We start from the raw sequence: 26493 nt of genomic DNA, 5'->3' as shown, positions 1-26493 counted from the left end.
GTTGCGTGTGTTAGTCGTTAGTTTCTTCTGTTTGTAATGCATCAAGCAAGTTCTCGGCGTTATCGTCGCCATCTACTTGTTCATAAGGCCGTTTAGATAAAGCGAAAGATAGAATCAGGTTTGCGAGCAGTTTTGGAGAGTAATCGGATTCGGCTAGTTCAATTAGCCGTTTAAGAGCGGGCTCATAAGGATTGAGCCATCTTTCTGCTTTGCTTTTTGAACTATTTACTGTAGCAATCTTAGTTATCCCGCGCTCAATAGCGATTTCAGTAATCGCTTTAATTAAGTCGTCAGAATTTTGCACTTCACGTAAACTCCGAATCATTTGATAATTCGGTTGTGTTTCGGCTTGCCCTTTCGGCGGAAAAGCTGCGTGGTAGGTCTCCTGGCGAACTAAATTAACGAAGGGTTTTAGGTCGCCTTCAAGTAGTTCCTGAAGTAATGGTTGATACTTGTGTGCCATAATTTCTTTGAAAAAATTTTGCGTTAAGAAGTATATTCTATTATTGCTGGTAGTGACTAAACCCACGTCAAACACGTACTCTAAATAGCCCTCGGTCGCTTCTTTCGGGTCGCTGTATTCAAAGCCCCGCATAAGTTTGGCGACTGCCGAACGGTCAATTGAAATGGTTTTATCTTTACCTGTTTGTTTAGCTCTCTTCCAGCTTATAAGCAGTCTTTGTAGCCGTTCGACAGATTCAATCGTGTATCGGTGTTTTGGAATCGCTAGTTGCCATGAGCCACTCGGCGAAGAACTGTTGCCTAATGGAATAAAGCTTGCTCCCGCTACACTGAACAGTGTGGCATCTTCTCCTAACGGTTTTTCATCTTCTTGATACTCAAGCAGCGATTTGAGTAGAGCTAAATAGTTGTCATAGGCAAAAAAGAAGCCGCCGTTGGATAAACGTTCTCTGTTCTGTTTAACTATCCTTTTTATAGTCTCTAAACGGAGATGTTTCGGTACAGGTATGGCAAAACCCTGGACAGATTTTTGCGGACTCTGACCTTTGGCTGCAAATATGAATCCTGCCACTGCCAAACAAGTCAGCCGACTTAAAGATGTAGTGATCGTTCCGGGTAGGCTTTTATTTTCAATTGAAAAACTGCTTGATGCAAAAGCTCCTTTCGATGCTTGCGGGAGTACCATGCTATTTACCGTGATACTACTCTCGTTAAAACTACCATCCAAAAGCTCCAACCCCCGTACACGGCAGGCATATACGCAAAGGTTAAACCACTCAGGCGAACCCAACTTGTTGGCAACTCCATAAAGCTGACGCTCTGGGTTCAGCATCTTTAGTGTTCTTTCCCCAATTGTGATAGGGATTTCGGGGCTTTGTGAAACGTCCACTTCAGCACTATCAGTATTGATAACAGGAGTATTATCCCAGCCGGGCGATTTCTTTGTATGACCTTCTGCAGCTTTCCAAGAGTCTTTATCGCCTTTGCGCCATGCTCCTGCTACTGAATACTTCAAATCGCGCAGCTTAGGAACTTGCCGATGCCCAACTTCTTTATAGCTGACAACAAAGCCATCGGGTGTCCATACTATCAAAGGGGACACGCCACCCGTATCAATATAAGCATCGACAAGCACAGCTAACCCAATAGCAGCTAACGCATCAAAATAGCCTCCATCACATACGGGCAATTGATGTGTTTTTGGTATAACAGACGGTTTGGGGCCCTCGCCAAAGTCATCGAAGAGTGTAAATTGGTTTGATGAAGCCATAATTACAATTCGTCAAAGCGATAGTATTTGTATGTACTGCCTGCACTTACTAATTCTGCCCGAAAGCTGAGCCAAGCATCGGTATCACGTGGTTTTTTAGATTCTCCACTAAAGTTTGAGACTTTCTCCCATGTTGCATTTGGCTTCATATCACTGGCTACCAAGTGAGTAGTAGGCTTAGGCGGTTCAGCTTGTTCAAAGGAGTGGAAGGAAAAAAAGCCACCTTGTTTACCAAATGAGTTTATGAAGGGCAATATTGGAACTAGCCACGATTCGGTATCATCGGGCAAATAGATATCTACTCCACCTTCGAAATACACAAACTCCCGGTAAACCACCGTTGAACTGAGATGTGTGGGCGGATATTTCCAGGCACTATCTGAATGGGGTGGCTCCCAATGTTTAACTAAATGTGTGTTTACTACACCCTCTCCCCAAGGGTGCGGAATTAACTTAATCCCGCGAATTCGTTTGGTAAACTCCTTAGGGTCTTTACCAGCTCGAATTGCCCCCACTATAAAGGCAACTTTTACCGTGTACGGTGGCGGACAGAGATACGTTATTGCTAACTTAGTAGTGGCTCGTTCCTGTCGATGGCTAAACGGCGTTGAACTCAAGAATCTGGCTCTAATCATAAAAAATTGTCCCGTTGGGTGATGTTTTTACTTTCCTCGCTAAATGTTGTACTTACTTCAGCGGTTGCTAACTGGTCACTACGTCGGAGAATATAACTTAGCAAATAATATACGTCTAGATAGTCTGAGGACTTCATACCTTCTTTGATCATTTGCCTATTGATTATTTCTAACTCACTGGCACTTACCTTAGTCGTTAGAATAGAACTATTCCATCCTCTGGTCGTCCACGGAGCCATGTCCTGCATACCGTCCAGGTGGTCAAAGTAAGCCAGTCTGTAAGGCTGCATTGAACTACGAGCCATTTCAGACCGATAGCCGTGATGATCAGCAATCGCCCAGAAAACAGGACGAGCAATCTTCTTACCGTCATCCGTTTTGAATAAACTATACCACAGGAAATCTGCAACCGCCCAAGCACTCACCCAAGCATGGGAAGGAGGTTGTCTAAGTCGAGGAAAATCTTCTTCACCAGAATGCGCGATTGGTATACCATTTTCGGGCACGCCATGAGCCGCTTGCCATTCTATATCTAGTTTACCTAAATCATGCGCCCATATTACAAAATCTGCTAGATAAATTGCCCTTTGCAGGCTTCCTAATCGGTCTGCCAACCGCTTAAAGATCCAGTGCGAAACGGGACGATATTTCTGTAACCGCTCAATATGTTCGCGGTATTTCTCGGCTTTACCTTCATAGCGGTGTTTTTCATAACTCTTTGCTACGTTCTTTAGGAATAGTTCTTCTCCACCAATATTGGTCTGGGTCAGACCAAAATCAGGGTCATAGCCGATGTTTTCAGGGTGCAGTAGTATATAATCAGCCAGGCGTATGTTGCTGATCTCCTGCGGGATTTGCTTTTTGGTTTTACGGTCATAGTCAAGTTTTATAAACCTTGCCGGGATGTTCGCATACGGTCCATTGCCGTGAAACTTTGAAGGTGCAAGACTTAAAAAATGGTATGGCTGCTCCGACAATTCGCCAATAGCAACGTTTACGCTGTCAATATCTCGAATGTGTTCAGCGTATTTAGTGTACTCACGTCCTATCCGAATGTCATACACCCACTCATTATCCCTGAACTTTTTGAACTCTTCTATATCAAGTAAGTCTTGTTTAGATGACAGATTTGTAATGAAGTGTTCAGATTCGGGCGTTAATTCGGTAATGCCACTTAAATAGCTTTCAAGGTTATCTGTTTCTTCTTTAGCGCACTTGTACGTATAAGGGCTTGTGGTTTCTACAGGATGCCAGAAGATTTGTGCCGTTTCGCCTTCATACCGCGCCGAACGCCCAATTCTTTGAATTAATGACGATGGCGGACAAAGGTCTATGTGCAATACATCACAGGTAATATCAATTCCAGCCTCCACAACCTGCGTAGCAACCAATACTGCCGGTCCCTTTCCATACTTTCCGAATACTTGTCTGACTTCCTGTTCAATGCGCTGACGATCGGCGGCTAACAGTTCGGAATGGAGTAGATACACTTTACCTGGTACATTGGGGTTGTTACGGAGTAATGTTGCTGTTGTTTTGGCTGCTTCAATCTGATTCCGAATAATGATCGTTCGTTCACCAAGTGTAATCCTGTCCGAGCTGTCTAAACCGTCACCTTTTGTAATTTTCTTGGCATTCACAAACGGACGCTTCGCTTCTATGACTTTTACGCCATGCGGTGTATTATAGAGAGTTTCTTCCAAGAAACTAATCATTGCATCGCTCAAGGTGGCCGTCAGGATAATGCCATTCTGTCGGCTGTGCACCAGTGCATGTAAGGCTGTTTTCCAACTTTTAGCAGCTTCAAATAAATGAAATTCGTCAAAAACAAGATGGCTTGCTTCAATTACACCCGGTAAAATGTTTCCTTGCCGCATACTGACTCCTACCGGGATGCCCAAATAAGCACTTAGCGACTGATCGAGGGTTGTAAATACACAATTAACAGGGTTTGTTATGTCGTTACCTTGATCTAAAAACGCATGTTCACGTCGATTACCATGATGTGCCTTTACATGCCGAATTTTCCATGTGGCAGCTTCGTGAGCTAATGAGTCAACTAAAACTCGCAATGGTAGCGAATAGATGGCATGGCCTTCGCCTAAAGCAGCCATTACCGCAAATGTTTTTCCCCACCCCGTTGGAGCGCGTAGAATTACATGCTTGCCAGCTCGAAAAGCATTGAATACCGCTCTTTGTCCTTCTCGTTCAATTTCGAATCCAGCTAGAGATAAAGCCTGATCAAAGTTGTGAATCATAATGCTTTGATTTTATCGAACACCTCCGAAACCACTTCCTGTTAAGTCGCCAATACCTACCAGCCAGGCAAATTGAACTGCTTCGGGAGTACCAGATACAATGACTGGGCACTCACTCCCTTTATGCTGAATATTTTTGATAGTAGCCAACTTCGTTCGAGCGTCTATATAAGTCCTATCAAAGCAAACTTGGATATCCATATGATTATCCGTAAGTCCTGCCTTCGATAATTTTTGGCGCATAATATGGGTTAGCACTTGATCTGTTTCTGGGTCTTTCCAAAGCAAATAGGCTCTGGTTCCATCAGGACGAGTTTTGCGGGCCAAGATTGCTGAACCGTCCGTTCTAAAATGATACATTTCTCCAAAAGCCGGGGTTGGCATTTCCTGAAGCCCCATCACTCGCATTCCGAAGGCAATAGAGGGCTCCTTCAATGCTCCTTGAATTAATTGCTGTGCTACAGCATCATCGAAAAACGATATATTCCATTGAGCTCCTTTGGGGAAACACAAGGCACCGCCCCGGCTTTGTCCACCTCGTAACCAGCCGAAGCTGTACAAGCTCAAACCATCGTGCTGTTCATTGTTAGGACCGAGCCACTTGTGCAAGGCACCCGTTAGCCGGTGTAGGTGATCGTAGGGAACGGGTTCGGTATTGGGAGTTAGTTGTAGCTGAAGTCGCATACAGTTGTGGTTTGGATGTAACAAAGGAAAGTGACTTGCTCGCCATTAGTTGGCGGAGTAAAAAAATACCCGAAGGTGCGATTGATACTTAGTAGAGCCCCTACCAACTACATCCCACACTATATTTCAATACCCTATAGGTGCGATTGATTGAGATACGGGCAAGAATACTCTAACCCTGCTTAGAGTTTCTTTTGTCGATAGGTTTTTCTAAGCACTTGTGAACAAAGGTATGATTTTTGGTTTACATCCCATACTATCGGTTTGCTAATTTGGTTTTTACATTTATTCATGTGATTTTTGGACTGTCTACTAATAATAGCCGACTTATACGCACCATATATACCCGTGATTTGCAGATCAAACTGCTTACAGTTATGCCAGAAGATTTCGAGTTAGCAGAGCCAGGAGATGATTTTCGATACTTATCCATTGATGAATTAAGAGCCATCAAGACCAATCATAAAGAAATTAAAAGCGTCACTCATCAGAACAATCTCTCGCGCTGGTATAATTTGGAGGGTTTTTCTTTACGCGAATCTTACCACTTTGTTATAGGCATTAGTTGTGATTTTCGTCCCTTACTTGTAGTTTTATACTATGATGCTGAGCAAAACAGTTATGTCTACCAAAATATAGGACTGGCAAATGGAGAAGAACTCAAAAGATTTTGGTGCCGTTAAAAATAGCATCACCGGTAAGAGTATTCGTGAGATGACCTGGAGTGAAATATTTAGTTTGGCTGGTCAACCCATGACACAGACCGAAGCTATTCGTCATATAAAATCGGTTCGCGCTGCGCGAGAGCAAAATAAGAATAAACAGTCATAGCCGTTTTTTGGCTGGTGCATATCGGTCTGCCACCTCCCGCACTCGCTCTCCAATCGTTGCCCGCAAATCGGCCGGTTCCAATACCTCCACATAATTTCCATAAGCCAGAATCTCCCGGATTAGCTCCGGGTTGATGACTACATGCAACACGAAATCGACGTAAGCTGAGGTTTCATGTGCGATACGCTGGCTGGTGTGCAGCGGGAGCGTTCGCAGGTAGTTGGCTTCGCCGGCGGCAAAGCGGAGCAAGACGCGTTCGGGCCGGGCGTTTTCGGGTGCGGTTACGCCAATGACGTGCTGCCGGTCGGTACGGCTGCGGTTGCCGAGTAGTATGGGCTGCCGGGTCAACTGGAGGCTGGTAATCCGGTCGAGGCCGTATGTTCGCGGTCCGTTGCTTGTCAGATCATAGCTGTCCAGGTACCAGCGGTTGCGGTACTCGAACAGCATACCAGGCTCCACCAACCGGATTTGCTCCGTTGCCGAATTGTCGAACTTCTGGTAGGCAAACTGTACGCAGACAGAAAGCCGCATGGCTTCCAGCAGGGTGGGCAGGTGCTCGGTGCCCGCAACGGGCGGGGCCTGCTCCAACTGTAAGTACCGGCTGGCGTGGGGCGTATCGGCAACGGCAGCGGACAAAAAGCGGATTTTTTCCCGTCGTTCCAGCAGTTGCAGCATCTGCTCAAAATCGGCGGGGTCTTCGTCGGCGGGACGGTCCAGATAATAGCCGCCACCCCGTCTGCGCGGTTTGATGTGAATGCCGTACTCGTCGCGTATGCCCTGAATGTCGCGTTCGACGGATCGGAGCGAGACCGCTTTTAAGCCGATTGCTTTCAGCTTTTCGACAATGGTTTGTTTGGCGGGATACCGAAAGGGCTTATCGACCAACCGAATGATGTGGAGTCGACGGCTAAGCGTTTCAAATTGATTCATTCAAGGGGCAAGGGGTTCTGGATGCTGATGTCTTTTGCTAATCATGCGTTGGCAAACTAATCAGCTTTTGGTAAAGAACACATGATCTTTTTATTATTAGGTTGTGCAAGGCATACATAAGCGATGATCAACTTTAAACCGGCCTTTCTATCCTGCGCCGATTACTTACAGGAACAATCCGTTATTTTTGGCACCAGACTAAACGCCCGCGCTCATGCTCTATCCGCTGACCTTCGAACCCATTTTCAAAGACAAGATCTGGGGTGGCCAGAAAATAAAGACCATCCTGGGTAAAGATTTTCCTCAAGGCCCGGATGGTCTGCTGCCCAACTGTGGCGAAACCTGGGAGATTTCCGGTGTAGCGGGTGAGGTATCGGAAGTCAAAGAAGGGTCGCTCAAAGGCAAGTCGCTCCAGGAACTGCTGGCCCAGTATAAAGAGCAGTTGGTAGGAGAACATGTATACAAGCAATACGGTGACCGGTTTCCGCTGCTGGTCAAATTCATCGACGCCAACGAGGATCTCTCCATCCAGGTTCATCCCAACGACAAACTCGCCCACGAGCGGCATCAGAGTTTTGGCAAAACCGAGATGTGGTATATCATCCAGGCTGATCCCGGCTCATCGCTGATTTCCGGCTTCAACCGGGAAGTGTCTCGGGAGGAATACATCGATGCCGTGCAGAACAACACCCTCACCGACATCCTGAACCGGGAGCCGGTCGAAGCGGGTGATGTGTTTTTTCTGCCCGCCGGTCGCGTGCATACCATCGGCAAGGGCCTGCTGCTGGCCGAAATTCAGCAGACTTCCGACATCACCTACCGCATTTACGACTTCGACCGGGTGGATGATAAAGGCCAAAAGCGAGAACTGCATACCGAGCAGGCCGTCGACGCCATCGATTACAAGCACTACGATCAATACAAAACCTCGTATGAGCGGAAGCGTAACCAAAGCGTCAACGCCGTTACCTCCGATTATTTCGTTACCAACGTGTTGAATTTCGACCAGGAGGTGATGCACGATTACACCCACCTCGACTCGTTTGTTATCCTGGTCTGCGTGGGCGGTGCCGTAACCATTCAGGCAGAAGGGGGCTATAACGTCCCGCTGAAACTGGGCGAATGTGCCCTGATTCCGGCCGCCGTCAAGCAGGTAACGCTGGTCCCCGACGGCGATATGACCTTGCTGGAGTCGTATGTTCCCTAAGCTTTACCAATAGTGTACTGCACACAGCCCGTCACCTGTTGACGGGCTTTTTCGTACTCCGACGAACGGTTGAAGTTGGCAGATTACGGGCTTTGCCGTTTCTTTGCAGCCATCGTAAGCCCTCCTGTTCATGAACTGTATTGTAGGCGTTGATATCGGCACTACCAATGTAAAAGCCCTGGCTATGTCGGTTGCCGACGGCAGCGTAATAGCGCAGGCATCTGCCCCCGTAATTACCTATTTCCCTAAGCCTACCTATTGCGAACAGGACCCCGAACGCATCTGGCAGGATCTGTGCCGGGTGCTGGATGAGCTGGTCCGGCAGATAAATAGACAGGGTTCTGCCATTGAGGCCGTTTGCTTCAGCTCGGCTATGCATAGTCTGCTGGCCGTAGACACCGACGGAAAACTGCTGACCAACGCCATCATCTGGTCCGACAACCGCGCCGAGCGGCAGGCACAGGCACTACGCCCCGATCAATCGCCCATTGGCCGCGACATCTACCGGCACACGGGTACGCCCATTCACCCAATGACACCCCTGTGCAAGCTGGCCTGGCTGCGCGACAACCAGCCCCGGCTGTTGAAGGAGGCTACCCGGTTCATTTCCATTAAAGAGTATATCTGGCATAAACTGACGGGGCACTACTGGATTGATTATTCGGTCGCCACTGCAATGGGCCTGTTCGATAGTCAGGCCCGAGACTGGTACGCTCCCGCGCTGGCGCATGTCGGTATTCGGGCCGACCAATTATCGGAGCCTAAGCCGACCACCACCTGCGTTCTGTATCAGAAAGATCGGGTTTCCGGACAAACGGCGCTGCCCAATGGGCTTACGTTGTATATCGGCGCGTCGGATGGTTGCCTGGCTAATCTGGGGGCGGGGGCCATTGAGCCGGGCATCACCACGCTGACCATCGGCACCAGCGGGGCCATTCGCCGGACCAGCGGCAAGCCCCTGCGGGAGCGGCAGGGCAGACTGTTCAGCTATATTCTGGATGTGGATGAAGGCGGTAAGGATGCCTATTTTGTGGTGGGTGGACCGACCAACAACGGGGCCAACGTGCTGCAATGGCTGGCCGAGAGCCTGACACGGCAGGACGTAGCCGACACCCTGGCCGAAGCCGAACTAGCCCCGGCCGGGTCGGATGGCCTGCTGTTTCTGCCGTACCTGCAGGGCGAACGCGCTCCGCTCTGGAATGCCAACGTTCGGGGCGCTTATCTGAACGTCGGTTGGCAGCATACGCGGGCGCACTTTATCCGGGCCGCCCTCGAAGGCGTGATGTTTAACCTGCTCAGTATCGAAAAGATGCTGGCCCGTCATACCGGTCCTACGCGGGTTATTCACGCCAACGGCGGTTTTGCCCAATCCGGGTTCTGGGTGCAAATGCTGGCTGATATTTTCGGTGTACCCGTGCGGCTGAACGCCAGCAACGAGAGCGGAGCTATCGGCGCTATTTTGCTGGCGATGAAAGCCCAGGGACTCGTCGGTTCCCTGGCCGAAGCCGCCCGGCGCGTAGAGTTCGGCCAGACCTTCGACCCAAACCCCGACCATCATCGGGTGTACCGGAACGTCTTTAAGCGGTTTCAGGCTGCCTGTACCACGGAGTTGTACTCCGGGAGCCGCGTCGCATTGTAGCACGGAGTTGTACTCCGTGCAGCCGCGTCGCATTAAACCCCGGAGGTACACGCCGGGTAACCATCACGGAGTACAACTCCGTGTTACTACCACCTTACCTGACCATCACCCACCACTACCCATTTCTCCGTCACCAGCTTCTCCAGGGCGAAGGGACCACGGGCGTGCAGTTTCTGGGTGGAGATACCTATTTCCGCTCCTAAGCCGAATACGCCCCCATCGGTAAAACGGGTAGAGGCATTGGCGTACACGGCGGCTGCATCGACCTCGTTCAGGAACCGGTCGATCAGCGTCTGATTTTTGGAAACGATAGCCTCGGAGTGTCGCGACGAATACATCTGGATATGCGCTAGGGCTTCGTCAATACCGGAGACTACTTTAATGGCGCATTTATAATCCAGAAACTCGCGGCCGTAGTCTTCGGGACGAGCCCGTTTCAGGGGCGAATACCCAGCCTGGTGCAGAATACGATGCGCGGTATCATCGGCAAATACCTCGACGTTCCACTTCGCAAAATCATCTTTAAGCGTGGGCAGGAAGGCTTCCGCAATAACGGCGTCGACCAGCAGACAGTCCAGGGCGTTGCAGACCGATGGCCGCGATACTTTGGCGTTGACCACTATGTGTTTCGCCTTCTCCAGATCCGCCGTTTTCTCCACGTACGAATGGCAGACACCGGCCCCCGTTTCAATCGTCGGCACCAGCGAATGCTGCCGTACGTACTGAATCAGGGATTCCGAGCCGCGGGGTATAATAATATCGACGTATTTTGTTGCTTTGAGCAGCTCATTGACCACCGCCCGGTCGGGGGCCAGCAGGGTAACGGCGGCCCTGGGTACACCAAACTCTTCCAGCACGCCCTGAATAAGCTTCACCAGGTATCGGTTGGAGTGGTCGGCTTCTTTACCGCCTTTTAGCACACAGGCATTGCCCGAGCGCAGGCAAAGAGCCGCCACATCGATCGTCACGTTCGGCCGGGATTCGTAAATAACGCCTACGACTCCCAGCGGTACGGCGATCTTGCGCAGTGATAAGCCCTGCTCAATCGTGCGCTGCAGCAAGACTTCACCCGTAGGGTCGGGCAGTTTGGCTACGTCGCGCAGACTGGCGGCCAGACCGGCTACCCGGCTGTCGGTCAGGCGCAGCCGGTCTTTCTTAGGATCGTCGTCCGGCATACGATCAAGATCCTTCTGGTTTTCGGCCAGAATCTGAGTCGTGTGTTCGGTCAGTACGTCGGCGAGCCGGTTGAGCAGGTCGGCTTTCCGGCCGGCGTTCAGCCGCCGAACTACGGCCGAAGCCCGTTGGGTCTGCTGTAACAGGGGCGTTATCACGGTTGACATACGGAGTGTGTTTTACAAAAGTACAATATCATTGGCATTCGCCACTTCAACATTTTGCTGATTAAGTCGCTCGGTTAGCCGGGCCGATGACAGCCGCGCCCGCGCCACGCCAACCACCGTCTGGTCAGCATCAATTATCTCGACGACCTCCCCCGCTTCAAACTCGCCTAATATGGCCCGCACCCCCACGGCCAGCAGGCTGCTCCGGCGTTGTAGCGCCTTCACTGCACCCGCGTCAACTTGCAGGCGACCCGTTACCAAACTCCCGCTTCCCAGCCACCGGTTACGCGCCGATAGTGAACTGGTATGGGCGGTAAACAGCGTACCCGTGTCGCCATGAAGCGCCCGGACAATACCATCAGGTTCGTTGAGACCGAAAATTACTGCCCGGATACCCATGCGGGTCGCCAGTTTGGCAAACGTCAGCTTGGAACTCATGCCGCCAAGTCCCAGCGCCGATTTATCAGTACGCACAACACCGAAGACCTCTTCAGACAGCTCCGTGACGTGGCGGATAATCCGGCCTTCTCTATCCAATAGCCCACCCACAGAGGTACAGAGCATCAACAGTTCGGCCTTAAACCCTACGGCGATTAGGGTAGCCAGTTCATCGTTGTCCGAGAACTTTAACTCCCGGCTGCTGACAACGTCGTTTTCGTTGGCGATTGGAATGATGCCGTTGGTCCAGAGTTCGTCGTAGGTCTGCTTGAGTTGCAGGAACTGGTTGCGGTCGGCAAAGTGGTGGCGTTCGCAGAGGCTCTGCGCTACCGGAATCTGGTACGCGGCAAAGTAGCGGCTGTAGACGCTGAGCAGCAGGGGGTTGCCGATGGCTGCGGCTGCCTTGCGCTGGGTAAGATCACCCCGGTAATTGTGGATAAACGATTTGCCGGCCCCGACGGCCCCCGATGATACCAGGACAATGCGGTAATGTGGGTGCAGAGCGGCTACCTGCCGGGCAATGTCGGCAATGACGGTCTCGTTCAGTTCGCCGGTGGGTTTGGTAATGGACGCTGTCCCAAACTTAATGACCAAAATGGGCTTTGTCATGCCCGCAAAGGTACATGGTTTAGCGCGTTTATGCCGCTACTTGAATTGGTAAAACCCAAAAGTTGTAGTGAGTCTACGGTAGAAATGGCCGTATTAATCGTTGGGCTGGTGCCGGAAGAGGTGTTCCAGCATGGGTTCGGTAAAGCGGGCTTTTCGGCGGAGTGCCTGTTTCAGCCGTTTCAGGTATTCGGCTTTCGGGATTTCAATGGCCCCGAACCGCTTGACATTATCGTTGATAAACTGCGTATCGAGGAGATCAAACTGGTTCTCCTGCAGCATGACCATCAGGTAGTGGAACGCTACCTTAGAGGCATTGCTGACGAGGTGAAACATCGATTCTCCGAAAAAAGCGGAGCCTAATGCCACGCCATACAGGCCACCAACCAGCCGGTTATTCTGGTAGGCTTCAATGCTGTGGGCGAGCCCCATGCGGTGCAGTTCGGTATAGGCCGTAATAATTTCATCGGAAATCCAGGTGCTGTCGCCGTAGCTGCGGGGGGCGGCACAGTACCGCATCACCTGACTGAATTCGGAATTGACCCGGATGTCAAACTCTTTTTTATTCAGGACCGGACGGAGCGAACGGGACGGTTTGTAGGTGTCGATCGGAATGATAGCTCTGGGGTCCGGCGAGTACCAGTATAGCGTACCGTCAGCGTCGGCCATCGGGAAGATGCCGTTGATGTAGCCGTATATCAGGTCGTCGGCGGTTAGCTTGTTCATGAATGTGGGTGCCAGACTTACATAGACAAATTTATACAAAAAAACGAGGATAGGTATCAGGCGGTTGTTTTCAAAAAATAAAAACAAAACACCTGAACTATTCCAAAAAAAAGCTGTTTTATCATTGCACAGGTCAGGTAATTTACCTAACATTGCCTCCGTTTTCAACGAAAACACTTCCTTTGGTAAACCAATACAATGGCCTATCAAGTTAACATACCGACTTTTTACCACACTACGCCATTCTGGTTTAGGTCCGAAAGGACCATATAATCCGTTTTTGCCTACGGGGCAAAACTTTCTCGCTCGTATTTGTTTCTCTAATCAAATCTTTTTCGTCACAACAACGCGGATAAAAACGTCTCCGTTTGAGTTAAACGTTAATCGTGATACTCGTTTCTCAATAAACGACGATGATTACACAAGAAGTAGTAAACGACCAATATATAGTTCAGGTAGCAAACGAAAACCATCTGCGGCTGGCGGATACTATCTGTAAGGAAATGGAGCAGAGCGCCAAAGCCCGGGGGACCGGTATTGCCAAGCGTTCGCCGATTTACCTGATGGAGAAAATGCTGGAGGGGAAAGCGATCGTCGCGACAACCACCGCCGGCGAGTGGGTGGGTTTCTGTTACATTGAAACCTGGGAACACGGCAAATTTGTGGCCAACTCGGGCCTGATTGTCCACCCGGATCACCGCAAGAGCGGGATTGCTACCCGTATCAAAGCCAAAGCTTTTGAACTGTCGCGCACCAAGTATCCCGACGCTAAGATCATTGGCCTGACCACTAGCCTGGCGGTGATGAAAATCAACTCCGACCTGGGGTATGAGCCGGTTACGCTGAGCGAACTGCCGGCCGATGATGCGTTCTGGAAAGGCTGTTCGAGCTGCGTGAATTACGATGTGCTGACCCGGACCAATCGTAAACACTGCCTGTGTACAGGTATGCTATACGACCCTGAAGAGAAGAAAAAGACCGGCAAGAAGGAGAAGTGGAATTTTCTCAAGGAGTCTAAATTATATGAACGCTGGATGCGCCTGAAGCAGCGGATACTGCTGCGTATTCAGGACCGGCAGCGCGCCAGGAAGCAGGAGCGGGAGTTGGAAACCGCCTGATGCTGCCTGGGTGAATTATCGATTGAATTAATAGTTTGGATTGATAATCAAGTCCCTTTCGGCGGTTCGTCGGAAGGGATTTTTTATGTTTGCAGCAGAATTACGCTTTACCTTATTTTTTCTTATTCGAGCTTATACAGTAAATGGCCCAGCAAAAAGTAGTTTTGGCGTTCAGCGGAGGGCTGGATACCTCGTTTTGTGTAAAGTATTTATCGGAAGATAAAGGCTACGAAGTTCACTCAGTCCTGGTCGATACCGGCGGCTTTTCGGATGCCGAGTTGCAGGCGATTGAAGACCGTGCCTACTCCCTGGGCGTTGCCCACCATGCCACCATCGCCAAAACCGACGACTACTACCAGCAATGCCTGAAATACCTGGTGTTCGGCAACGTGCTGAAGTACAATACTTACCCGCTGTCGGTGAGCGCCGAGCGTATCTTTCAGGCTGTAGCGGTGGGTGAGTACGCCCGCAGCATCGGGGCCAACGCCATTGCGCACGGCAGCACCGGCGCCGGCAACGACCAGGTGCGGTTCGATATGGCGTTCCGGATTATACTGCCCCAGGCCGAAATCATCACGCCCATCCGCGACCTGCGGCTGTCGCGCGAAGCCGAGATCGATTACCTCAAAGCCAAAGGGGTAGATCAGGAGTGGCATAAAGCCGCTTACTCTATCAACAAAGGGCTGTGGGGAACCTCCGTCGGCGGCAAAGAAACGCTGACCTCCAACGGTTACCTGCCCGAATCGGCCTGGCCGACGCAGGTGACCAAAACCGACCCGGAAACCACAACGCTCCACTTTGAGCAGGGCGAACTGAAGGGTATTGGCGACCAAACCTTTGCCAACCCCGTCGATGCTATCAAAAAGCTGACGGAACTGGCCGGTCCGTTTGGCATCGGGCGGGATATCCACGTGGGGGATACTATTATTGGTATCAAAGGCCGCGTTGGGTTTGAAGCGCCGGCTCCGCTGATTATTATTAAGGCCCACCATACGCTCGAAAAACATGTGCTCACCAAATGGCAGTTGTACTGGAAAGACCAGTTGGCCAACTGGTACGGCACCATGCTCCACGAAGGCCAGTTTATCGACCCCGTGATGCGCAACATCGAGACGTTTCTGACCGAGACGCAGGCGCACGTAACCGGTAAGGTGCATGTGCAACTGGCACCGTACCGCTTTACGGTGCTGGGTATTGAATCGGATTACGACCTGATGTCGTCGGTATTCGGCAGCTACGGCGAAATGAACAACGCCTGGACCGGCGATGACGTACGCGGTTTCTCGAAGGTGATGTCGAATCAGGTAATGATTTACGAGAAAGTTCAGGAACTGGCCGACCGTAAAAACAACGGTGCCGCTGCCGAATAAACACGAATAACTGTACAGACTTGCCAGCTACAAAACCACTGTCGGTAGTGATCGATGCCAGTACGCAGGGCATGGGTTTCTACTACAATAAGTCGAAAACGGGTATCAGTCGAATCGTTGAATATCTGATTCGCGGGCTGCTGGAGTCGCCGGAGGTTGCGCTGTCCTTAGCGGCTCCCAGCCATTTGGCAGAGACTACGCGGTATGTCCGTGAATCTTACCCGGATCAGACAATTCCCTTTGTCAACCGGCGGCAGGAACAGTTCTGGGCGGGGCTGGAGAATACCTTGCTCCGGCCGTTCGGGCGGAGCAGCCTGTCCACCAAAGGCATTCGACAACTGTTTTACCAGGCACGCAAACGACTCAACGCGGAGCAGGCCAACTTTAGTGGAGTTAATCTGCCGCACGGAACCATCTATCACGCGCCCTTTTACGCCATTCCCGAAGCCATCGGCCGAATGCGCGGGGTACGTACGGTGCAGACTGTCAGCGATCTGATTCCCATCATCCACCCGGAGTGGTTTTTATCGGGTGAAGACTCGGTAAAGCGAGCCATTGCGGCCATTCCGCCCGATGGCTGGGTGGTCACCATATCGGAGGCTACCAAAGTGGATTTGTGTACGCATTACCCGCACATCCGCCCGGAGCGGGTCGTACCGATCCACCTGGCAGCTTCGCCCTCCCTGTTTTACCCGGTAAGCGATGCCTCCCGGAAGCAGGCGGTACGGGTGAAGTACCAGTTGGGCGAAGGACCGTATTTGCTTAGTCTGGCTACGCTGGAGCCCCGCAAAAACATCGACCACCTGATTCGCTGCTTTAGCCGGCTGGTGGAGGAAAAGGCCATTCCGGCGGAGGTGAAACTGGTGCTGGTGGGTACCAAAGGTTGGAAATTTGAGAAAATTACTGCTGAATTGAGCCGCATACCGGCACTCCAGTCGCGGATTGTTTTTACCGGATTTGTACCGGACGAAGACCTGGCCGCCCTCTATGCCGGAGCGGTGGCGTTTGTGTATCCGTCGCTGTACGAGGGTTTCGGCTTGCCTCCGCTGGAAGCCATGCAGTGCGGGCTGCCGGTAATTACGTCGAACGTATCATCCTTGCCCGAAGTGGTTGGCGACGCAGCCATTCAGGTAGCGCCTACGGATCAGGATGCGTTGTGCCAGGCGATGCTGACGCTGGTTAACTCAGAAACCAAACGTCAGGAACTGGCGGTTCGGGCGCTGGAGCAGGCCAAACGCTTCTCCTGGGACAAGCATACGGCGCAACACATAGATTTGTACAAACGAATTGCACATGAGTAAAACGATAAACATCGGCATCATCGGCGGAGCCGGCTACACAGGCGGTGAACTGCTCCGGATATTAATCCATCATCCCAACGCACGGGTTGCCTTTGCCCACAGCAAAAGCCAGGCCGGTAAGCCGGTTTATAACACCCATTCCGATTTATTGGGCGATACCGACCTGCTGTTTTCCGGCGACGAACCGGCTGCGCTGCTGGCCCAGCCGGACCTGGACGTTATTTTCCTTTGCTCCGGCCACGGCGAATCGGCTAAATTTCTGGCGGAGAACCTGGTGCCGGAAACGGTAAAGGTCATTGACCTCAGCACCGACTTCCGCGACGAGTCCAACGGATTTGTGTATGGCTTGCCCGAACTCCAGCGGGAGCGCATTCAGTCGGCCGGCAAAATTGCCAATCCGGGCTGTTTTGCGACCAGTATAGAACTGGCCCTGTTGCCGCTGGCGAACGCCGGTTTGCTGCAGGATGAGGTACACGTCAGTGCTATTACAGGCTCAACGGGTGCGGGGCAGGCGCTAAGCCCGACCACGCACTTCACCTGGCGCAACAACAACATCTCGATCTACAAAGCCTTTACGCACCAACACCTGAAGGAGATTCGGCAAAGCGTTGCCGCCTTGCAGGCCGGGTTCGACAAGGCCATCAATTTTGTGCCGTACCGGGGCGACTATACACGGGGCATCATGGCCAATGTGTACACCACGTTTTCGGGGAGCCGGGAAGAGGCCAAAGCGCTGTATCATGAGTACTACGCCACTCACCCGTTCACCCACGTCAGCGACGCGCCCATTGACCTGAAGCAGGTAGTCAACACCAACAAATGCCTGATTCACCTGGAAAAACACGACGGCCAACTGCTCGTCACCAGCGCCATCGACAACCTGACCAAAGGGGCCTCCGGCCAGGCGGTGCAAAATATGAACCTGATTTTCGGCTTACCCGAAGATGCGGGGCTGCGGTTGAAGTCGGTTGGGTTTTAATACTCATACCACTCTCCCCACCACTTCTGCAGGTTCTTCCGAATCTCGGCTTCACGGGCGTTCTGGCCGGGTTCGTAGAGTTTGTGGCCCTTCAGCTCCTCGGGCATGAAGTTCTGCTGGACAAAGTTACCGGCAAAGTCGTGGGCGTACTGGTAGTTGTCGCCGTAGCCGATTTGCTTCATCAGTTTGGTAGGCGCGTTGCGCAGGTGCAGCGGTACGGGCAGGTGGCTGGTTTTTTCGGCCAACGCCATAGCTTCATTGATGGCGACATAGCTGGCGTTGCTTTTGGAGGAGGTGGCCAGATAAACGGCTACCTGCGACAGGATAATGCGGGATTCGGGGTAGCCAATCATCCGGACGGCCTGCATGGCGTTCTGGGCCATGATGAGCGCCGTAGGGTTGGCGTTGCCGATGTCTTCGGAGGCCAGTATCAGCATGCGCCGGGCAATAAACTCCGGGTCTTCGCCGGCGTTGATCATGCGGGCCATCCAGTAGAGAGCCGCGTTGGGGTCGGAGCCGCGCAGGGATTTGATAAAGGCCGAAATGATGTCGTAGTGCTGCTCGCCGGATTTGTCGTAGCGGGCAATATTCTGCTGGGCTACTTCGGTGACCAGATCATCGGTAATCACCAGTTCATCAGCGCTGACGTGCGAGGTGGCTACCAGTTCCAGCAGGTTCAGCAGTTTGCGGCCGTCTCCGCCCGATAGCCGCAGCAGCGCGTCGTATGATTCCATCCGGATCTTCTTCTGGCTGAGGTAGGTGTCCTGCTCCAGCGCCCGGTTCACGAGCTGAACCAGTTCGTCGCGGCCGAGTGATTCCAGGATATAGACCTGACAGCGCGACAGCAGGGCCGAGTTCACTTCAAAGGACGGGTTTTCGGTAGTGGCCCCAATCAGCGTTATCTGCCCTTTCTCCACCGCACCCAGCAGGGCATCCTGCTGACCCTTATTGAAACGGTGAATTTCGTCGATAAAAACGACAGGCGGAAACAGTCCGGAGGGACGGTTCAGTACATCGCGGATGTCTTTTACTCCAGCACTGATGGCACTGAGGCTGACAAACGGGCGTTTGGTGCCTTCGGCAACGAGTTGCGCCAGCGTAGTCTTACCCACCCCCGGCGGTCCCCAGAAAATCATGGACGGCAATCGGTTCGACTCAACCGCCCGACGCAATGGACCTTTGGGGCCAATCAGTTTCTGCTGGCCAATAACGTTGTCCAGGTTGCGTGGACGCATCCGCTCGGCCAGAGGAGTAATAGCAGGATTCATAAGGCGAAACTATCCGCCTACGGGGAGTATTGCAACCCGGAAGAAAAGGTTTATTGTCTGGTAGGGCAGGCTTACATCAGGAGACCACTCAGCAGCACACTAATACCTAAAACAACTTTTTCGGGAGAGATGTATTTTTTCAGATTGCTGAGGGCCCCGAAGATCAGGTTATATACCGACTGGATGTTGATCTGCATCAACTCCGAGATTTCCTCGTTGGACATGTTCTGATAGTACCGCAGGTAAACGGCCTCCCGCTGCCGGCGGGGCAGGCGCTCAATGGCCTTTTGCAGGCAGTCGTTCATGTGCAGGTCTTCTTCCTGCGAAATCAGGGTGCTTTCGTACGAAGGGTCGCTGCCGGTCAGCAGTTCGCCGGGGCGGGCGTCATCCTGGCTGCTGAATTTCTGTTCGGCCGTCAGGTGCCGTACCAGTTTACGCTTAATGGAAGCCATCAGGTAAAACCGGACCGATGTAGTCGGACCAATGTTTTGGCGATGTTTCCAGAGTTCTACAAACAGATCGTGAATACAATCTTTGATGAGCGCCTTATCGCTGGCGAAGTGTGTACAGTAGTGATACAACACCTGTACGTATTCCTGATAGAGTTGGGCAAACGCTTTCTCGTTTCCACCACGGAATTGATCCCAGAGCGTTTCCTCGTCAAGACCAAAGGATGTGCGACGACGGGGCATAAGTTAGACTGGAGAGGGTTTTGTTGGTTAGGGTTTGTAAATTTATCAACAAAATATTGCATTTGAAACGATCTTAGAAAAAAGTGAAGAAAATTTAATACTAATAGCGAAATTTCGCCAATTTCAGCCAAAAAGGTAGCAGACAGGCATTTAAATGGTCAGATTAGTAAACTGAAAGTGACTTCCGTCGAACAATCCTTTGTCGCTCAGCTTTAGGGCAGGGATAACCAGCAGAGCCATAAACGATAGGGTCATAAAAGGAGCTGCCAGGGTACTGCCCAATTCTCTTTTCACAAACCGGTCAATAGCCGCATACTGCTGAGCTACCAGGTATCCGTCTGTATCGGTCATTAAACCGGCAACGGGTAACGGAAGTATATACGACGATGCCGCCGGGTCTCCGCTTACGGCACTTAAGCCACCTTTGGTTTCAATAACCAGGTTTACGGCGCGGCAAATGCTGGCATCATCGCAGCCCACCGCAATGATGTTGTGCGAATCGTGGCCGACTGACGAAGCGACTGCGCCCTGTTTCAGGCCGAAATTTTTGATGAACGCCACCGCCGGGGGCGCATCCTGGTACCGGTTAATTACGGTTATTTTCAAAATATCCCGCTCAACATCGGGTGCAATCTGCCCATTCTCCACCTTAGCATCTTCCTGCAGTTCATTGGTGATCAACTGCCCGTCCAGCGCTTCAATCACGCGGATTTTACCGATCCCCGCAGCCGCAACAACAAAATCGGCCGGCGTTTTCAGGCTGCATGCAAACTGATTGACGTGTTCACTGCGCAGGTCGGGTATATGAGACTGGCCATCTTTAGCAACTTCTTCTCCGTTAATTACCGTCCGCAGAATACGAAACTCCTGTAGGTTATTGACCAAGATAAAATCAGCCGGGTCACCTTCGCGGAGCAGGCCTACCGGCAGTCTGTAATGCAGGACCGGATTCAGGCAGGCCGCCCGTAAGACATGCCAGAGCGTATGCCCCTTAGTTAAGGCCCGGATCACCAATTGATTAATGTGCCCCTCCAGCAGGGTGTCGGGGTGTTTATCGTCGGAGCAGAACATGACCTGTGCCGGGTACTCGGCCAGAATGGGAATGAGCGCGTCGAAATTCCGGGCGGCACTGCCTTCCCGAATCAGGATGTGCATACCCCGCTGGGCTTTGTCCAGGGCTTCTTCGTAGGTAAAGCATTCGTGGTCGGTCTCGATACCGGCATCAATGTACCGCTGGGCATCGTCGCCCCGCAGACCGGGCGCGTGGCCGTCGATGGGTTTGTTAAAGGCTTTAGCCAGGGCAATTTTCACCATCACATCGGGGTCCAGATGCAGCACGCCCGGAAAGTTCATCATCTCGGCCAGATAGCCGATTTCTTTCATGCCGAGCAGTTTCCGCACGTCGCGTACGCTGATTTTGGCCCCGGCCGTCTCGAAGGTAGTAGCGGGTACGCAGGAGGGAGCGCCAAAGCTGAACTTGAACGGCACCCGGTTGCCGTCTTCAATCATGTACTCCACTCCCTGAATACCCAGAACGTTGCCAATCTCGTGCGGGTCGGAGACGGTGGCCACGGTGCCGTGCAATACCGCCAGCCGGGCAAACTGCGCCGGGGTTAGCAATGAACTTTCGATGTGGACGTGGGCATCTATAAACCCCGGCAGAATGTAGGGTTCGCCCGGCCGCTGCGCTCCCTGACGGTCGATACGGGCAATGCGGCCGTTTTCCAGTTCAAGGGTCCCGAAGTAAATTGTTTGATCAAAGAGGTCAATAATGTTGGCAGTCAGCATGAATGAAAGGTTGGCAGCTAAGCTATGGGTATCGATTGGTAACGAGCGGATCACCAAAAGTTGAGATTGGAGGGGAAATTAACAAGTTTTGTCCGCAAAGATTTTGGTAAACGGTAAGGGTATATCGCTTTCCGAACCGACTTATGTAAAAAACAGTCCTCCATGTCCGCCAAAGTTCTCAAGGTTCATCCTGATGATAATGTGATTGTGGCGCTCCGCGACCTCAGCGCCGGAGAACACATCGAGTTTAACCATACCGAGTACGACTTGCCGCATACCGTCAGCGCCAAGCATAAATTTGTTACCATGGATTTGCAGCCCGGCGACCCGGTAATAATGTACGGCGTGCTGGTTGGGAAGGCTACGCAGCCCATCCGCCGGGGGGAGCCCATTACTACCTTCAACCTGAAGCATGATTCGGATCGCTACGGCCTCGACAGAAAGCAGCCGCATAGCTGGCAGCCGCCTGATGTAACATCCTGGCAGGGGCGAACGTTTATGGGCTATCATCGCGCCGACGGGCAGGTTGGCACCCGCAACTACTGGCTGGTGGTGCCGCTGGTGTTCTGCGAGAACCGGAACGTGCTGATTCTGAAAGAAGCCTTTGAGCGGGAACTGGGCTATGCCCAGCCGGATATGTACCGGGAGCAGGTACACCAGCTACTGAGTCTGTACCAGGCGGGTGAACTGGACATCATCAAAAAAATTGAGCCCTTTGCCGATCCCTCGCAACTCCAGACGTTTACCCATACCCAAACCCGGCCGTTCAAAAACGTGGATGGCATCAAGTTCATTACCCACGAGATGGGCTGTGGGGGTACCCGGCAGGATTCGCAGGCACTCTGCTCCCTGCTGGCTGGGTTTATCAATAACCCCAATGTGGCCGGTGCAACGGTGCTGAGTCTGGGTTGTCAGCACCTCCAGGGCGATATGCTGGCAAAAGAAATGAAGCGGCAGAATCCGAAAGCCGACAAGCCGCTGCTGGTGTATGAGCAGCAGGCTGGTACGGAGTTCGCGCTGATGTCGCAGGCCATCAAAGATACGTTCCTGCACCTGGTGGAGATCAATAAACTGGAGCGTAAGCCGGCTCCGCTCAGCAAACTGACCGTCGGTCTGAAGTGTGGCGGCTCCGACGGCTTCTCCGGTATTTCGGCCAATCCGGCCATCGGGCATCTGTCGGATATTATCGTTTCGCTTAGCGGCAAAACCATACTGGCCGAGTTTCCGGAGCTGTGCGGAGCGGAGCAGGAGATGATTAACCGCGCTACCTCCGACGAAAAAGCAGAGAAGTTTATCAACCTGATGCAAACCTACTCAGCCCAGGCTGAGGCCGTCGGCTCCGGTTTCGATATGAACCCATCGCCCGGCAACATCAAAGACGGCCTGATTACCGACGCCATTAAATCGCTGGGCGCGGCTAAAAAGGGCGGCACGGCCCCCGTGGCAGATGTACTTAATTATACCGAGCCGGCTACCACCCCTGGCTTAAACCTGCTCTGTACACCCGGCAACGACGTAGAAGCCACCACCGGTATGGCCGGGTCCGGGGCCAACGTCATTCTGTTTACCACCGGCCTGGGTACGCCAACCGGTAATCCGGTCTGCCCCGTCGTGAAAATCTCGACCAACAAAGCCCTGGCAAAGCGCATGCCCGACGTCATCGATTTCGACAGCGGCCCGATCATAGACGGTGAGCAAACCATTGAGGAAAACGGCGAAGCGCTGCTGGAATACATCATCCGGGTAGCCAACGGCGAAGCCCTCACCAAAGCCGAACAACTCGGCCAGGACGATTTTATCCCCTGGAAGCGGGGGGTTTCACTTTAATGGTGAAAGAGTGAAAGAGCGGGGCGCGTAGCCCGAAAGAGCGATTACCGTACGGTATCTTGCCACTTTTTCAGGCTACGCCCCCCGCTCTTTCGCTCATTCACTCTTTCGCTCTTTCACTTATGTTCACCCTACACGGAAAAACAGCGCTCGTTACGGGCGGGGCCAGCGGCATCGGGCTGGCTATTTCGCAGACCTTTGCCAAAGCCGGTGCCACAGTGCATATTTTAGAAATCAACGCCAGTCAGGCGCAGCAGGTGGCTGAGGCCATTACGGCCGATGGCGGCCGGGCGTTTGCGCACGCGGTCGATATTTCCAGGCAGGCGGATGTGCTGGAGGTCGTCGGGAAGATTGTGGCCGAAGGGCCAATACACATACTGGTCAACAATGCCGGTATTGCGCATATCGGAACGGCGGAGAGCACGACCGAGGCCGATTTCGACCGGATTGTGAGCGTCAACATCAAGGGCGTGTATAATTGCCTGCATGCCGTTATTCCTCACCTGAAAGCCAATGGGGGCGGGGTAATCCTGAACATGGCGTCGGTGGCGGCTACCATAGGTATACCCGACCGGTTCGCCTACTCCATGAGCAAAGGAGCCGTACTGACCATGACCTTATCCGTCGCCAAAGATTACCTGAAGCACAACATCCGCTGTAACTGCATTTCGCCGGCTCGGGTGCATACGCCGTTTGTCGATGGCTTTCTGGCTAAGAATTACCCCGGCCGGGAGGAGGAGATGTTTGCCAAACTGGCGGCCACCCAGCCCATCGGCCGCATGGCGAAGCCCTCGGAAATCGGTGCGCTGGCCCTGTATCTCTGTTCCGACGAAGCCGGCTTCATCACCGGCTGCGACTACCCCATTGATGGTGGCTTCACACGCTTGAATAATTAAACTTGCTGCGAAAGTCTAAAATCTAATGTCTAATCTCTAACGTCTTAAAATAAAATGAAACTCTTCCGCTTCGGTCCCGCCGATAATGAACATCCTGGTGTTATTCTCCCCAATGGCAAAGCCATTAATGTAGTCTCGTTTGGTCAGGATTATGACGAGCAGTTCTTTGCCACTAATGGCATCGAGCGCCTGGCGAACTGGCTCAAGGGCAATGCTGATTTCTGTCCGGAAGTTGGCCCGAATGAGCGTACGGCCTCCTGTATCAAGCGTCCTTCCAAAATCGTCTGTGTTGGGCTGAATTATGCCAAACACGCAGCCGAAACCAATGCCCCCATTCCGGCCGAGCCGATTCTGTTTTTCAAATCCACGACGGCGCTCTGCGGCCCCAATGATAATGTCGTTATCCCGAAACGCTCCGAAAAGACGGACTGGGAAGTGGAACTGGCTATTGTAATCGGCAAAAAAGCTACCTATGTAGAGAAAGACGAGGCTTTTGACTACATCGCCGGCTACGCCCTGCACAACGACTACAGCGAACGGGCGTTCCAGATAGAGCGGGGTGGACAGTGGGTAAAGGGTAAAAGTGCCGATACCTTTGCGCCCCTGGGGCCCTTTCTGGCAACAAAAGACGAAATTTCCAACCCCAACAAGTTGAACCTCTGGCTGAAGGTAAACAATGAGCTGCTCCAGGACTCCAATACCGACGACATGATTTTCGACGTGCCGACGCTGGTCAGCTACATCAGTCAGTTTATGACCCTGCTCCCCGGCGACGTCATCTCGACGGGTACCCCCTCCGGCGTTGGTCTTGGTCTGAAGCCCCCCCGTTACCTGAAGCCCGGCGATATAGTAGAACTCGGTATTGAGAACTTAGGGGTTCAACGCCAGAAAGCAGTCGCTTTCAGTTAAGAGTTATGAGTTAAGAATTAAGAGTTAGGGTTATGGAGCGTAAGAGTGTTATACAGGAGAAGTCGTTTGCCTTCAGCATACGGATAGTGAATCTGTTTAAGTGGCTGATTGAGAATAGAGCTCCGTATAAGCTTGCCGAGCAACTCCTGAAAAGTGGCACTTCAATTGGGGCTAACGTGGAGGAGGCAACCGGTGGCTTTTCCCGTAAGGATTTCACGGCCAAGATGAGCATTGCGTACAAAGAAGCCAGAGCGTCCTGCTATTGGCTGCGATTATTACAGAGTACCAATTATCTGGATGAACGTATGGCCAATTCCCTGCTCAATGATTGTGAAGAGTTAGTGCGCATCCTCAGTTCCATTCTGTTAACCACCCAGGGAAGCCCTCCCATCGCCCGCGAAGACGACCCCTACTACCTGACCCCACTCTTTAACTCTTAACTCTTAACTCTTAATTCTTAACTCAATGACCATTGACGCGCATCAGCACTTTTGGTTTTATGATCCGGAGCGGGATAGCTGGATTACGGAAGAGATGCAGGCCATTCGGCGCGATTTTCTGCCGGCCGATCTGGAGCCGGTGCTACAGGAGAACGGCATCAACGGCTGCGTAGCTGTGCAGGCGTCTCAGTCGGAAGAGGAGACGCTGTTTCTGGCTCAGTTGGCGCAGGCGTATGGTTTTATCAAAGGCGTAGTGGGCTGGGTCGATTTGCGGTCGGAGACGGTGTACGAGCGGCTGGAGGCTTTCTCGCAAATAGAAGAGATTAAAGGCTTCCGGCATGTGGTGCAGGCGGAGCCGGAGGATTTCATGACCCGCCCGGAGTTTATCCGGGGTATCCGGCAGCTTACCGCCTTCGACTTTACCTACGATATTCTCATCTACCCCAACCAGCTAAAAGCGGCTTTGCAACTGGTGCAGGCCGTGCCGGAAGTTAAATTTATCATCGACCATCTGGCTAAGCCGTACATCAAAGAGCAGAAAATTAATACCTGGTCGAATTACATGGCCGAAATTGCCAAGAGCCCCAATGTGTACTGCAAAGTATCGGGCATGGTGACCGAGGCCGACTGGCATAACTGGAGCAAAAAAGATTTTTTCCCGTACCTGGATGTGCTATTCGAACATTTCGGCCCCGACCGGCTGGTGTACGGCTCCGACTGGCCGGTTTGTCTGGTAGCGGCCAACTACACGCAGGTCAAAAACCTTATCGAAGAATACGTAGAGCCGTGGGGGCCGGCAGTGCGGGATAAAGTATTCGGCGGAAACGCTGTGGCGTTTTATAACCTGTAATGCCTGCCGGCGATTGCTGCCGGCTAAAT

23 protein-coding genes are annotated in these 26493 nt (G+C 52.2%); 12 read left to right on the top strand and 11 right to left on the bottom strand.

What is annotated here, in order from left to right; translation table 11 throughout:
* Positions 1 to 10: 10 nt before the first annotated feature.
* Genes ABD931_RS23025 through ABD931_RS23010 form a run of 4 tightly spaced genes read right to left on the bottom strand, consistent with a single transcriptional unit; the run spans position 11 to position 5309 of the window.
* A complete protein-coding gene (locus ABD931_RS23025) occupies positions 11 to 1732 on the bottom strand; it encodes a hypothetical protein (protein WP_345270357.1) in 1722 nt (573 codons plus the stop codon).
* 2 nt (positions 1733 to 1734) lie between these two features.
* Positions 1735 to 2367: a hypothetical protein gene (locus tag ABD931_RS23020; protein WP_345270356.1), complete on the bottom strand. Its 633-nt coding sequence runs from the start codon at positions 2365 to 2367 to the stop codon at positions 1735 to 1737.
* Positions 2364 to 4625 carry a CRISPR-associated helicase Cas3' gene (cas3, locus tag ABD931_RS23015; protein WP_345270355.1) on the bottom strand — a complete coding sequence of 754 codons (2262 nt, stop codon included), beginning with the start codon at positions 4623 to 4625 and terminating at the stop codon, positions 2364 to 2366. The genes ABD931_RS23020 and cas3 overlap by 4 nt, the downstream gene beginning before the upstream one ends.
* A 12-nt stretch (positions 4626 to 4637) precedes the next feature.
* A complete protein-coding gene (locus ABD931_RS23010) occupies positions 4638 to 5309 on the bottom strand; it encodes a CRISPR-associated endoribonuclease Cas6 (RefSeq protein ID WP_345270354.1) in 672 nt (223 codons plus the stop codon).
* A 377-nt stretch (positions 5310 to 5686) separates the two neighbouring features.
* Here ABD931_RS23010 and ABD931_RS23005 point away from each other — a divergent pair, with 377 nt between their 5' ends.
* Positions 5687 to 5992 (top strand): hypothetical protein, encoded by a 306-nt coding sequence (locus ABD931_RS23005; RefSeq protein WP_345270352.1) that lies wholly within the window; start codon positions 5687 to 5689, stop codon positions 5990 to 5992.
* A 142-nt stretch (positions 5993 to 6134) separates the two neighbouring features.
* Here the strand turns inward: ABD931_RS23005 and ABD931_RS23000 are convergent, their stop codons facing one another.
* Positions 6135 to 7070 (bottom strand): helix-turn-helix transcriptional regulator, encoded by a 936-nt coding sequence (locus ABD931_RS23000; protein WP_345270351.1) that lies wholly within the window; start codon positions 7068 to 7070, stop codon positions 6135 to 6137.
* 214 nt (positions 7071 to 7284) lie between these two features.
* Between ABD931_RS23000 and ABD931_RS22995 the strand changes: the two genes are divergently transcribed.
* Positions 7285 to 8277 (top strand): type I phosphomannose isomerase catalytic subunit, encoded by a 993-nt coding sequence (locus tag ABD931_RS22995; RefSeq protein WP_345270350.1) that lies wholly within the window; start codon positions 7285 to 7287, stop codon positions 8275 to 8277.
* A gap of 130 nt (positions 8278 to 8407) precedes the next feature.
* The gene (locus ABD931_RS22990; protein ID WP_345270349.1) at positions 8408 to 9916 is read left to right on the top strand and encodes a gluconokinase; all 1509 of its coding nucleotides are present in this window, start codon (positions 8408 to 8410) and stop codon (positions 9914 to 9916) included.
* An 86-nt stretch (positions 9917 to 10002) separates the two neighbouring features.
* Here the strand turns inward: ABD931_RS22990 and ABD931_RS22985 are convergent, their stop codons facing one another.
* The 3 genes from ABD931_RS22985 to aat form a co-directional block, all read right to left on the bottom strand.
* Positions 10003 to 11256, bottom strand: a complete 1254-nt coding sequence (locus ABD931_RS22985) for a glutamate-5-semialdehyde dehydrogenase (protein ID WP_345270348.1) — start codon at positions 11254 to 11256, stop codon at positions 10003 to 10005.
* Between the two features lie 12 nt (positions 11257 to 11268).
* Positions 11269 to 12303: a glutamate 5-kinase gene (gene proB / locus ABD931_RS22980; RefSeq protein WP_345270347.1), complete on the bottom strand. Its 1035-nt coding sequence runs from the start codon at positions 12301 to 12303 to the stop codon at positions 11269 to 11271.
* 93 nt (positions 12304 to 12396) lie between these two features.
* Positions 12397 to 13026, bottom strand: coding sequence for a leucyl/phenylalanyl-tRNA--protein transferase (gene aat, locus ABD931_RS22975; protein WP_345270346.1), 630 nt, complete (start codon positions 13024 to 13026; stop codon positions 12397 to 12399).
* Positions 13027 to 13439: 413 nt separating this feature from the next.
* Between aat and ABD931_RS22970 the strand changes: the two genes are divergently transcribed.
* The 4 genes from ABD931_RS22970 to argC all read left to right on the top strand — a co-directional run bounded on the left by ABD931_RS22970 (position 13440) and on the right by argC (position 17794).
* Positions 13440 to 14144, top strand: a complete 705-nt coding sequence (locus ABD931_RS22970; RefSeq protein WP_345270345.1) for a GNAT family N-acetyltransferase — start codon at positions 13440 to 13442, stop codon at positions 14142 to 14144.
* 143 nt (positions 14145 to 14287) lie between these two features.
* A complete protein-coding gene (locus tag ABD931_RS22965; protein WP_345270343.1) occupies positions 14288 to 15514 on the top strand; it encodes an argininosuccinate synthase in 1227 nt (408 codons plus the stop codon).
* Between the two features lie 20 nt (positions 15515 to 15534).
* On the top strand, positions 15535 to 16815 hold the full coding sequence (locus ABD931_RS22960) for a glycosyltransferase family 4 protein (protein ID WP_345270342.1): 1281 nt from the start codon (positions 15535 to 15537) through the stop codon (positions 16813 to 16815).
* On the top strand, positions 16808 to 17794 hold the full coding sequence (gene argC, locus ABD931_RS22955) for an N-acetyl-gamma-glutamyl-phosphate reductase (protein ID WP_345270341.1): 987 nt from the start codon (positions 16808 to 16810) through the stop codon (positions 17792 to 17794). Before ABD931_RS22960 ends, argC begins: the two co-directional genes overlap by 8 nt.
* On the opposite strand, the gene ABD931_RS22950 is transcribed toward argC, so the two are convergent.
* The 3 genes from ABD931_RS22950 to ade form a co-directional block, all read right to left on the bottom strand.
* The gene (locus ABD931_RS22950; protein WP_345270339.1) at positions 17791 to 19062 is read right to left on the bottom strand and encodes a replication-associated recombination protein A; all 1272 of its coding nucleotides are present in this window, start codon (positions 19060 to 19062) and stop codon (positions 17791 to 17793) included. The two genes, argC and ABD931_RS22950, sit on opposite strands and share 4 nt — an antisense overlap.
* A 71-nt stretch (positions 19063 to 19133) precedes the next feature.
* Positions 19134 to 19754, bottom strand: coding sequence for an RNA polymerase sigma factor (locus tag ABD931_RS22945; protein WP_345270338.1), 621 nt, complete (start codon positions 19752 to 19754; stop codon positions 19134 to 19136).
* 150 nt (positions 19755 to 19904) lie between these two features.
* Positions 19905 to 21542 (bottom strand): adenine deaminase, encoded by a 1638-nt coding sequence (ade, locus tag ABD931_RS22940; RefSeq protein WP_345270337.1) that lies wholly within the window; start codon positions 21540 to 21542, stop codon positions 19905 to 19907.
* A gap of 162 nt (positions 21543 to 21704) precedes the next feature.
* Here ade and ABD931_RS22935 point away from each other — a divergent pair, with 162 nt between their 5' ends.
* From ABD931_RS22935 to ABD931_RS22915, 5 genes are all read left to right on the top strand, one after another.
* Complete coding sequence (locus ABD931_RS22935) at positions 21705 to 23369, top strand: UxaA family hydrolase (RefSeq protein ID WP_345270336.1); 1665 nt, start codon at positions 21705 to 21707, stop codon at positions 23367 to 23369.
* 122 nt (positions 23370 to 23491) lie between these two features.
* The gene (locus tag ABD931_RS22930) at positions 23492 to 24265 is read left to right on the top strand and encodes an SDR family NAD(P)-dependent oxidoreductase (RefSeq protein WP_345270335.1); all 774 of its coding nucleotides are present in this window, start codon (positions 23492 to 23494) and stop codon (positions 24263 to 24265) included.
* A gap of 54 nt (positions 24266 to 24319) precedes the next feature.
* A complete protein-coding gene (locus ABD931_RS22925) occupies positions 24320 to 25174 on the top strand; it encodes a fumarylacetoacetate hydrolase family protein (RefSeq protein WP_345270333.1) in 855 nt (284 codons plus the stop codon).
* A 32-nt stretch (positions 25175 to 25206) separates the two neighbouring features.
* Positions 25207 to 25614, top strand: a complete 408-nt coding sequence (locus ABD931_RS22920; RefSeq protein ID WP_345270332.1) for a four helix bundle protein — start codon at positions 25207 to 25209, stop codon at positions 25612 to 25614.
* A 25-nt stretch (positions 25615 to 25639) separates the two neighbouring features.
* On the top strand, positions 25640 to 26464 hold the full coding sequence (locus ABD931_RS22915) for an amidohydrolase family protein (RefSeq protein ID WP_345270331.1): 825 nt from the start codon (positions 25640 to 25642) through the stop codon (positions 26462 to 26464).
* The last annotated feature ends 29 nt before the right edge of the window (positions 26465 to 26493 follow it).

The organism is Nibrella viscosa (genome assembly GCF_039541875.1).
Lineage (GTDB): Bacteria > Bacteroidota > Bacteroidia > Cytophagales > Spirosomataceae > Nibrella > Nibrella viscosa.
The sequence above is the reverse complement of the archived record's forward strand: the minus strand, read 5'-3'. Positions and strand labels throughout refer to the sequence as shown.

What these genes read in the sequence shown, in the direction of transcription:
- cas3 (WP_345270355.1), bottom strand. Translation starts at nt 4,625, where the DNA reads ATGATTCACAACTTTGATCAGGCTTTATCTCTAGCTGGATTCGAAATT.
- ABD931_RS22990 (WP_345270349.1), top strand. Translation starts at nt 8,408, where the DNA reads ATGAACTGTATTGTAGGCGTTGATATCGGCACTACCAATGTAAAAGCC.
- ABD931_RS22920 (WP_345270332.1), top strand. Translation starts at nt 25,207, where the DNA reads ATGGAGCGTAAGAGTGTTATACAGGAGAAGTCGTTTGCCTTCAGCATA.
- ABD931_RS22985 (WP_345270348.1), bottom strand. Translation starts at nt 11,256, where the DNA reads ATGTCAACCGTGATAACGCCCCTGTTACAGCAGACCCAACGGGCTTCG.
- ABD931_RS22970 (WP_345270345.1), top strand. Translation starts at nt 13,440, where the DNA reads ATGATTACACAAGAAGTAGTAAACGACCAATATATAGTTCAGGTAGCA.
- ABD931_RS23020 (WP_345270356.1), bottom strand. Translation starts at nt 2,367, where the DNA reads ATGATTAGAGCCAGATTCTTGAGTTCAACGCCGTTTAGCCATCGACAG.
- ABD931_RS22965 (WP_345270343.1), top strand. Translation starts at nt 14,288, where the DNA reads ATGGCCCAGCAAAAAGTAGTTTTGGCGTTCAGCGGAGGGCTGGATACC.
- ABD931_RS22925 (WP_345270333.1), top strand. Translation starts at nt 24,320, where the DNA reads ATGAAACTCTTCCGCTTCGGTCCCGCCGATAATGAACATCCTGGTGTT.
- argC (WP_345270341.1), top strand. Translation starts at nt 16,808, where the DNA reads ATGAGTAAAACGATAAACATCGGCATCATCGGCGGAGCCGGCTACACA.
- ABD931_RS23000 (WP_345270351.1), bottom strand. Translation starts at nt 7,070, where the DNA reads ATGAATCAATTTGAAACGCTTAGCCGTCGACTCCACATCATTCGGTTG.
- ABD931_RS22935 (WP_345270336.1), top strand. Translation starts at nt 21,705, where the DNA reads ATGTCCGCCAAAGTTCTCAAGGTTCATCCTGATGATAATGTGATTGTG.
- aat (WP_345270346.1), bottom strand. Translation starts at nt 13,026, where the DNA reads ATGAACAAGCTAACCGCCGACGACCTGATATACGGCTACATCAACGGC.
- ABD931_RS22995 (WP_345270350.1), top strand. Translation starts at nt 7,285, where the DNA reads ATGCTCTATCCGCTGACCTTCGAACCCATTTTCAAAGACAAGATCTGG.
- ABD931_RS22945 (WP_345270338.1), bottom strand. Translation starts at nt 19,754, where the DNA reads ATGCCCCGTCGTCGCACATCCTTTGGTCTTGACGAGGAAACGCTCTGG.
- ABD931_RS23025 (WP_345270357.1), bottom strand. Translation starts at nt 1,732, where the DNA reads ATGGCTTCATCAAACCAATTTACACTCTTCGATGACTTTGGCGAGGGC.
- ABD931_RS23010 (WP_345270354.1), bottom strand. Translation starts at nt 5,309, where the DNA reads ATGCGACTTCAGCTACAACTAACTCCCAATACCGAACCCGTTCCCTAC.
- ABD931_RS22915 (WP_345270331.1), top strand. Translation starts at nt 25,640, where the DNA reads ATGACCATTGACGCGCATCAGCACTTTTGGTTTTATGATCCGGAGCGG.
- ABD931_RS22950 (WP_345270339.1), bottom strand. Translation starts at nt 19,062, where the DNA reads ATGAATCCTGCTATTACTCCTCTGGCCGAGCGGATGCGTCCACGCAAC.
- proB (WP_345270347.1), bottom strand. Translation starts at nt 12,303, where the DNA reads ATGACAAAGCCCATTTTGGTCATTAAGTTTGGGACAGCGTCCATTACC.
- ABD931_RS23005 (WP_345270352.1), top strand. Translation starts at nt 5,687, where the DNA reads ATGCCAGAAGATTTCGAGTTAGCAGAGCCAGGAGATGATTTTCGATAC.
- ade (WP_345270337.1), bottom strand. Translation starts at nt 21,542, where the DNA reads ATGCTGACTGCCAACATTATTGACCTCTTTGATCAAACAATTTACTTC.
- ABD931_RS22930 (WP_345270335.1), top strand. Translation starts at nt 23,492, where the DNA reads ATGTTCACCCTACACGGAAAAACAGCGCTCGTTACGGGCGGGGCCAGC.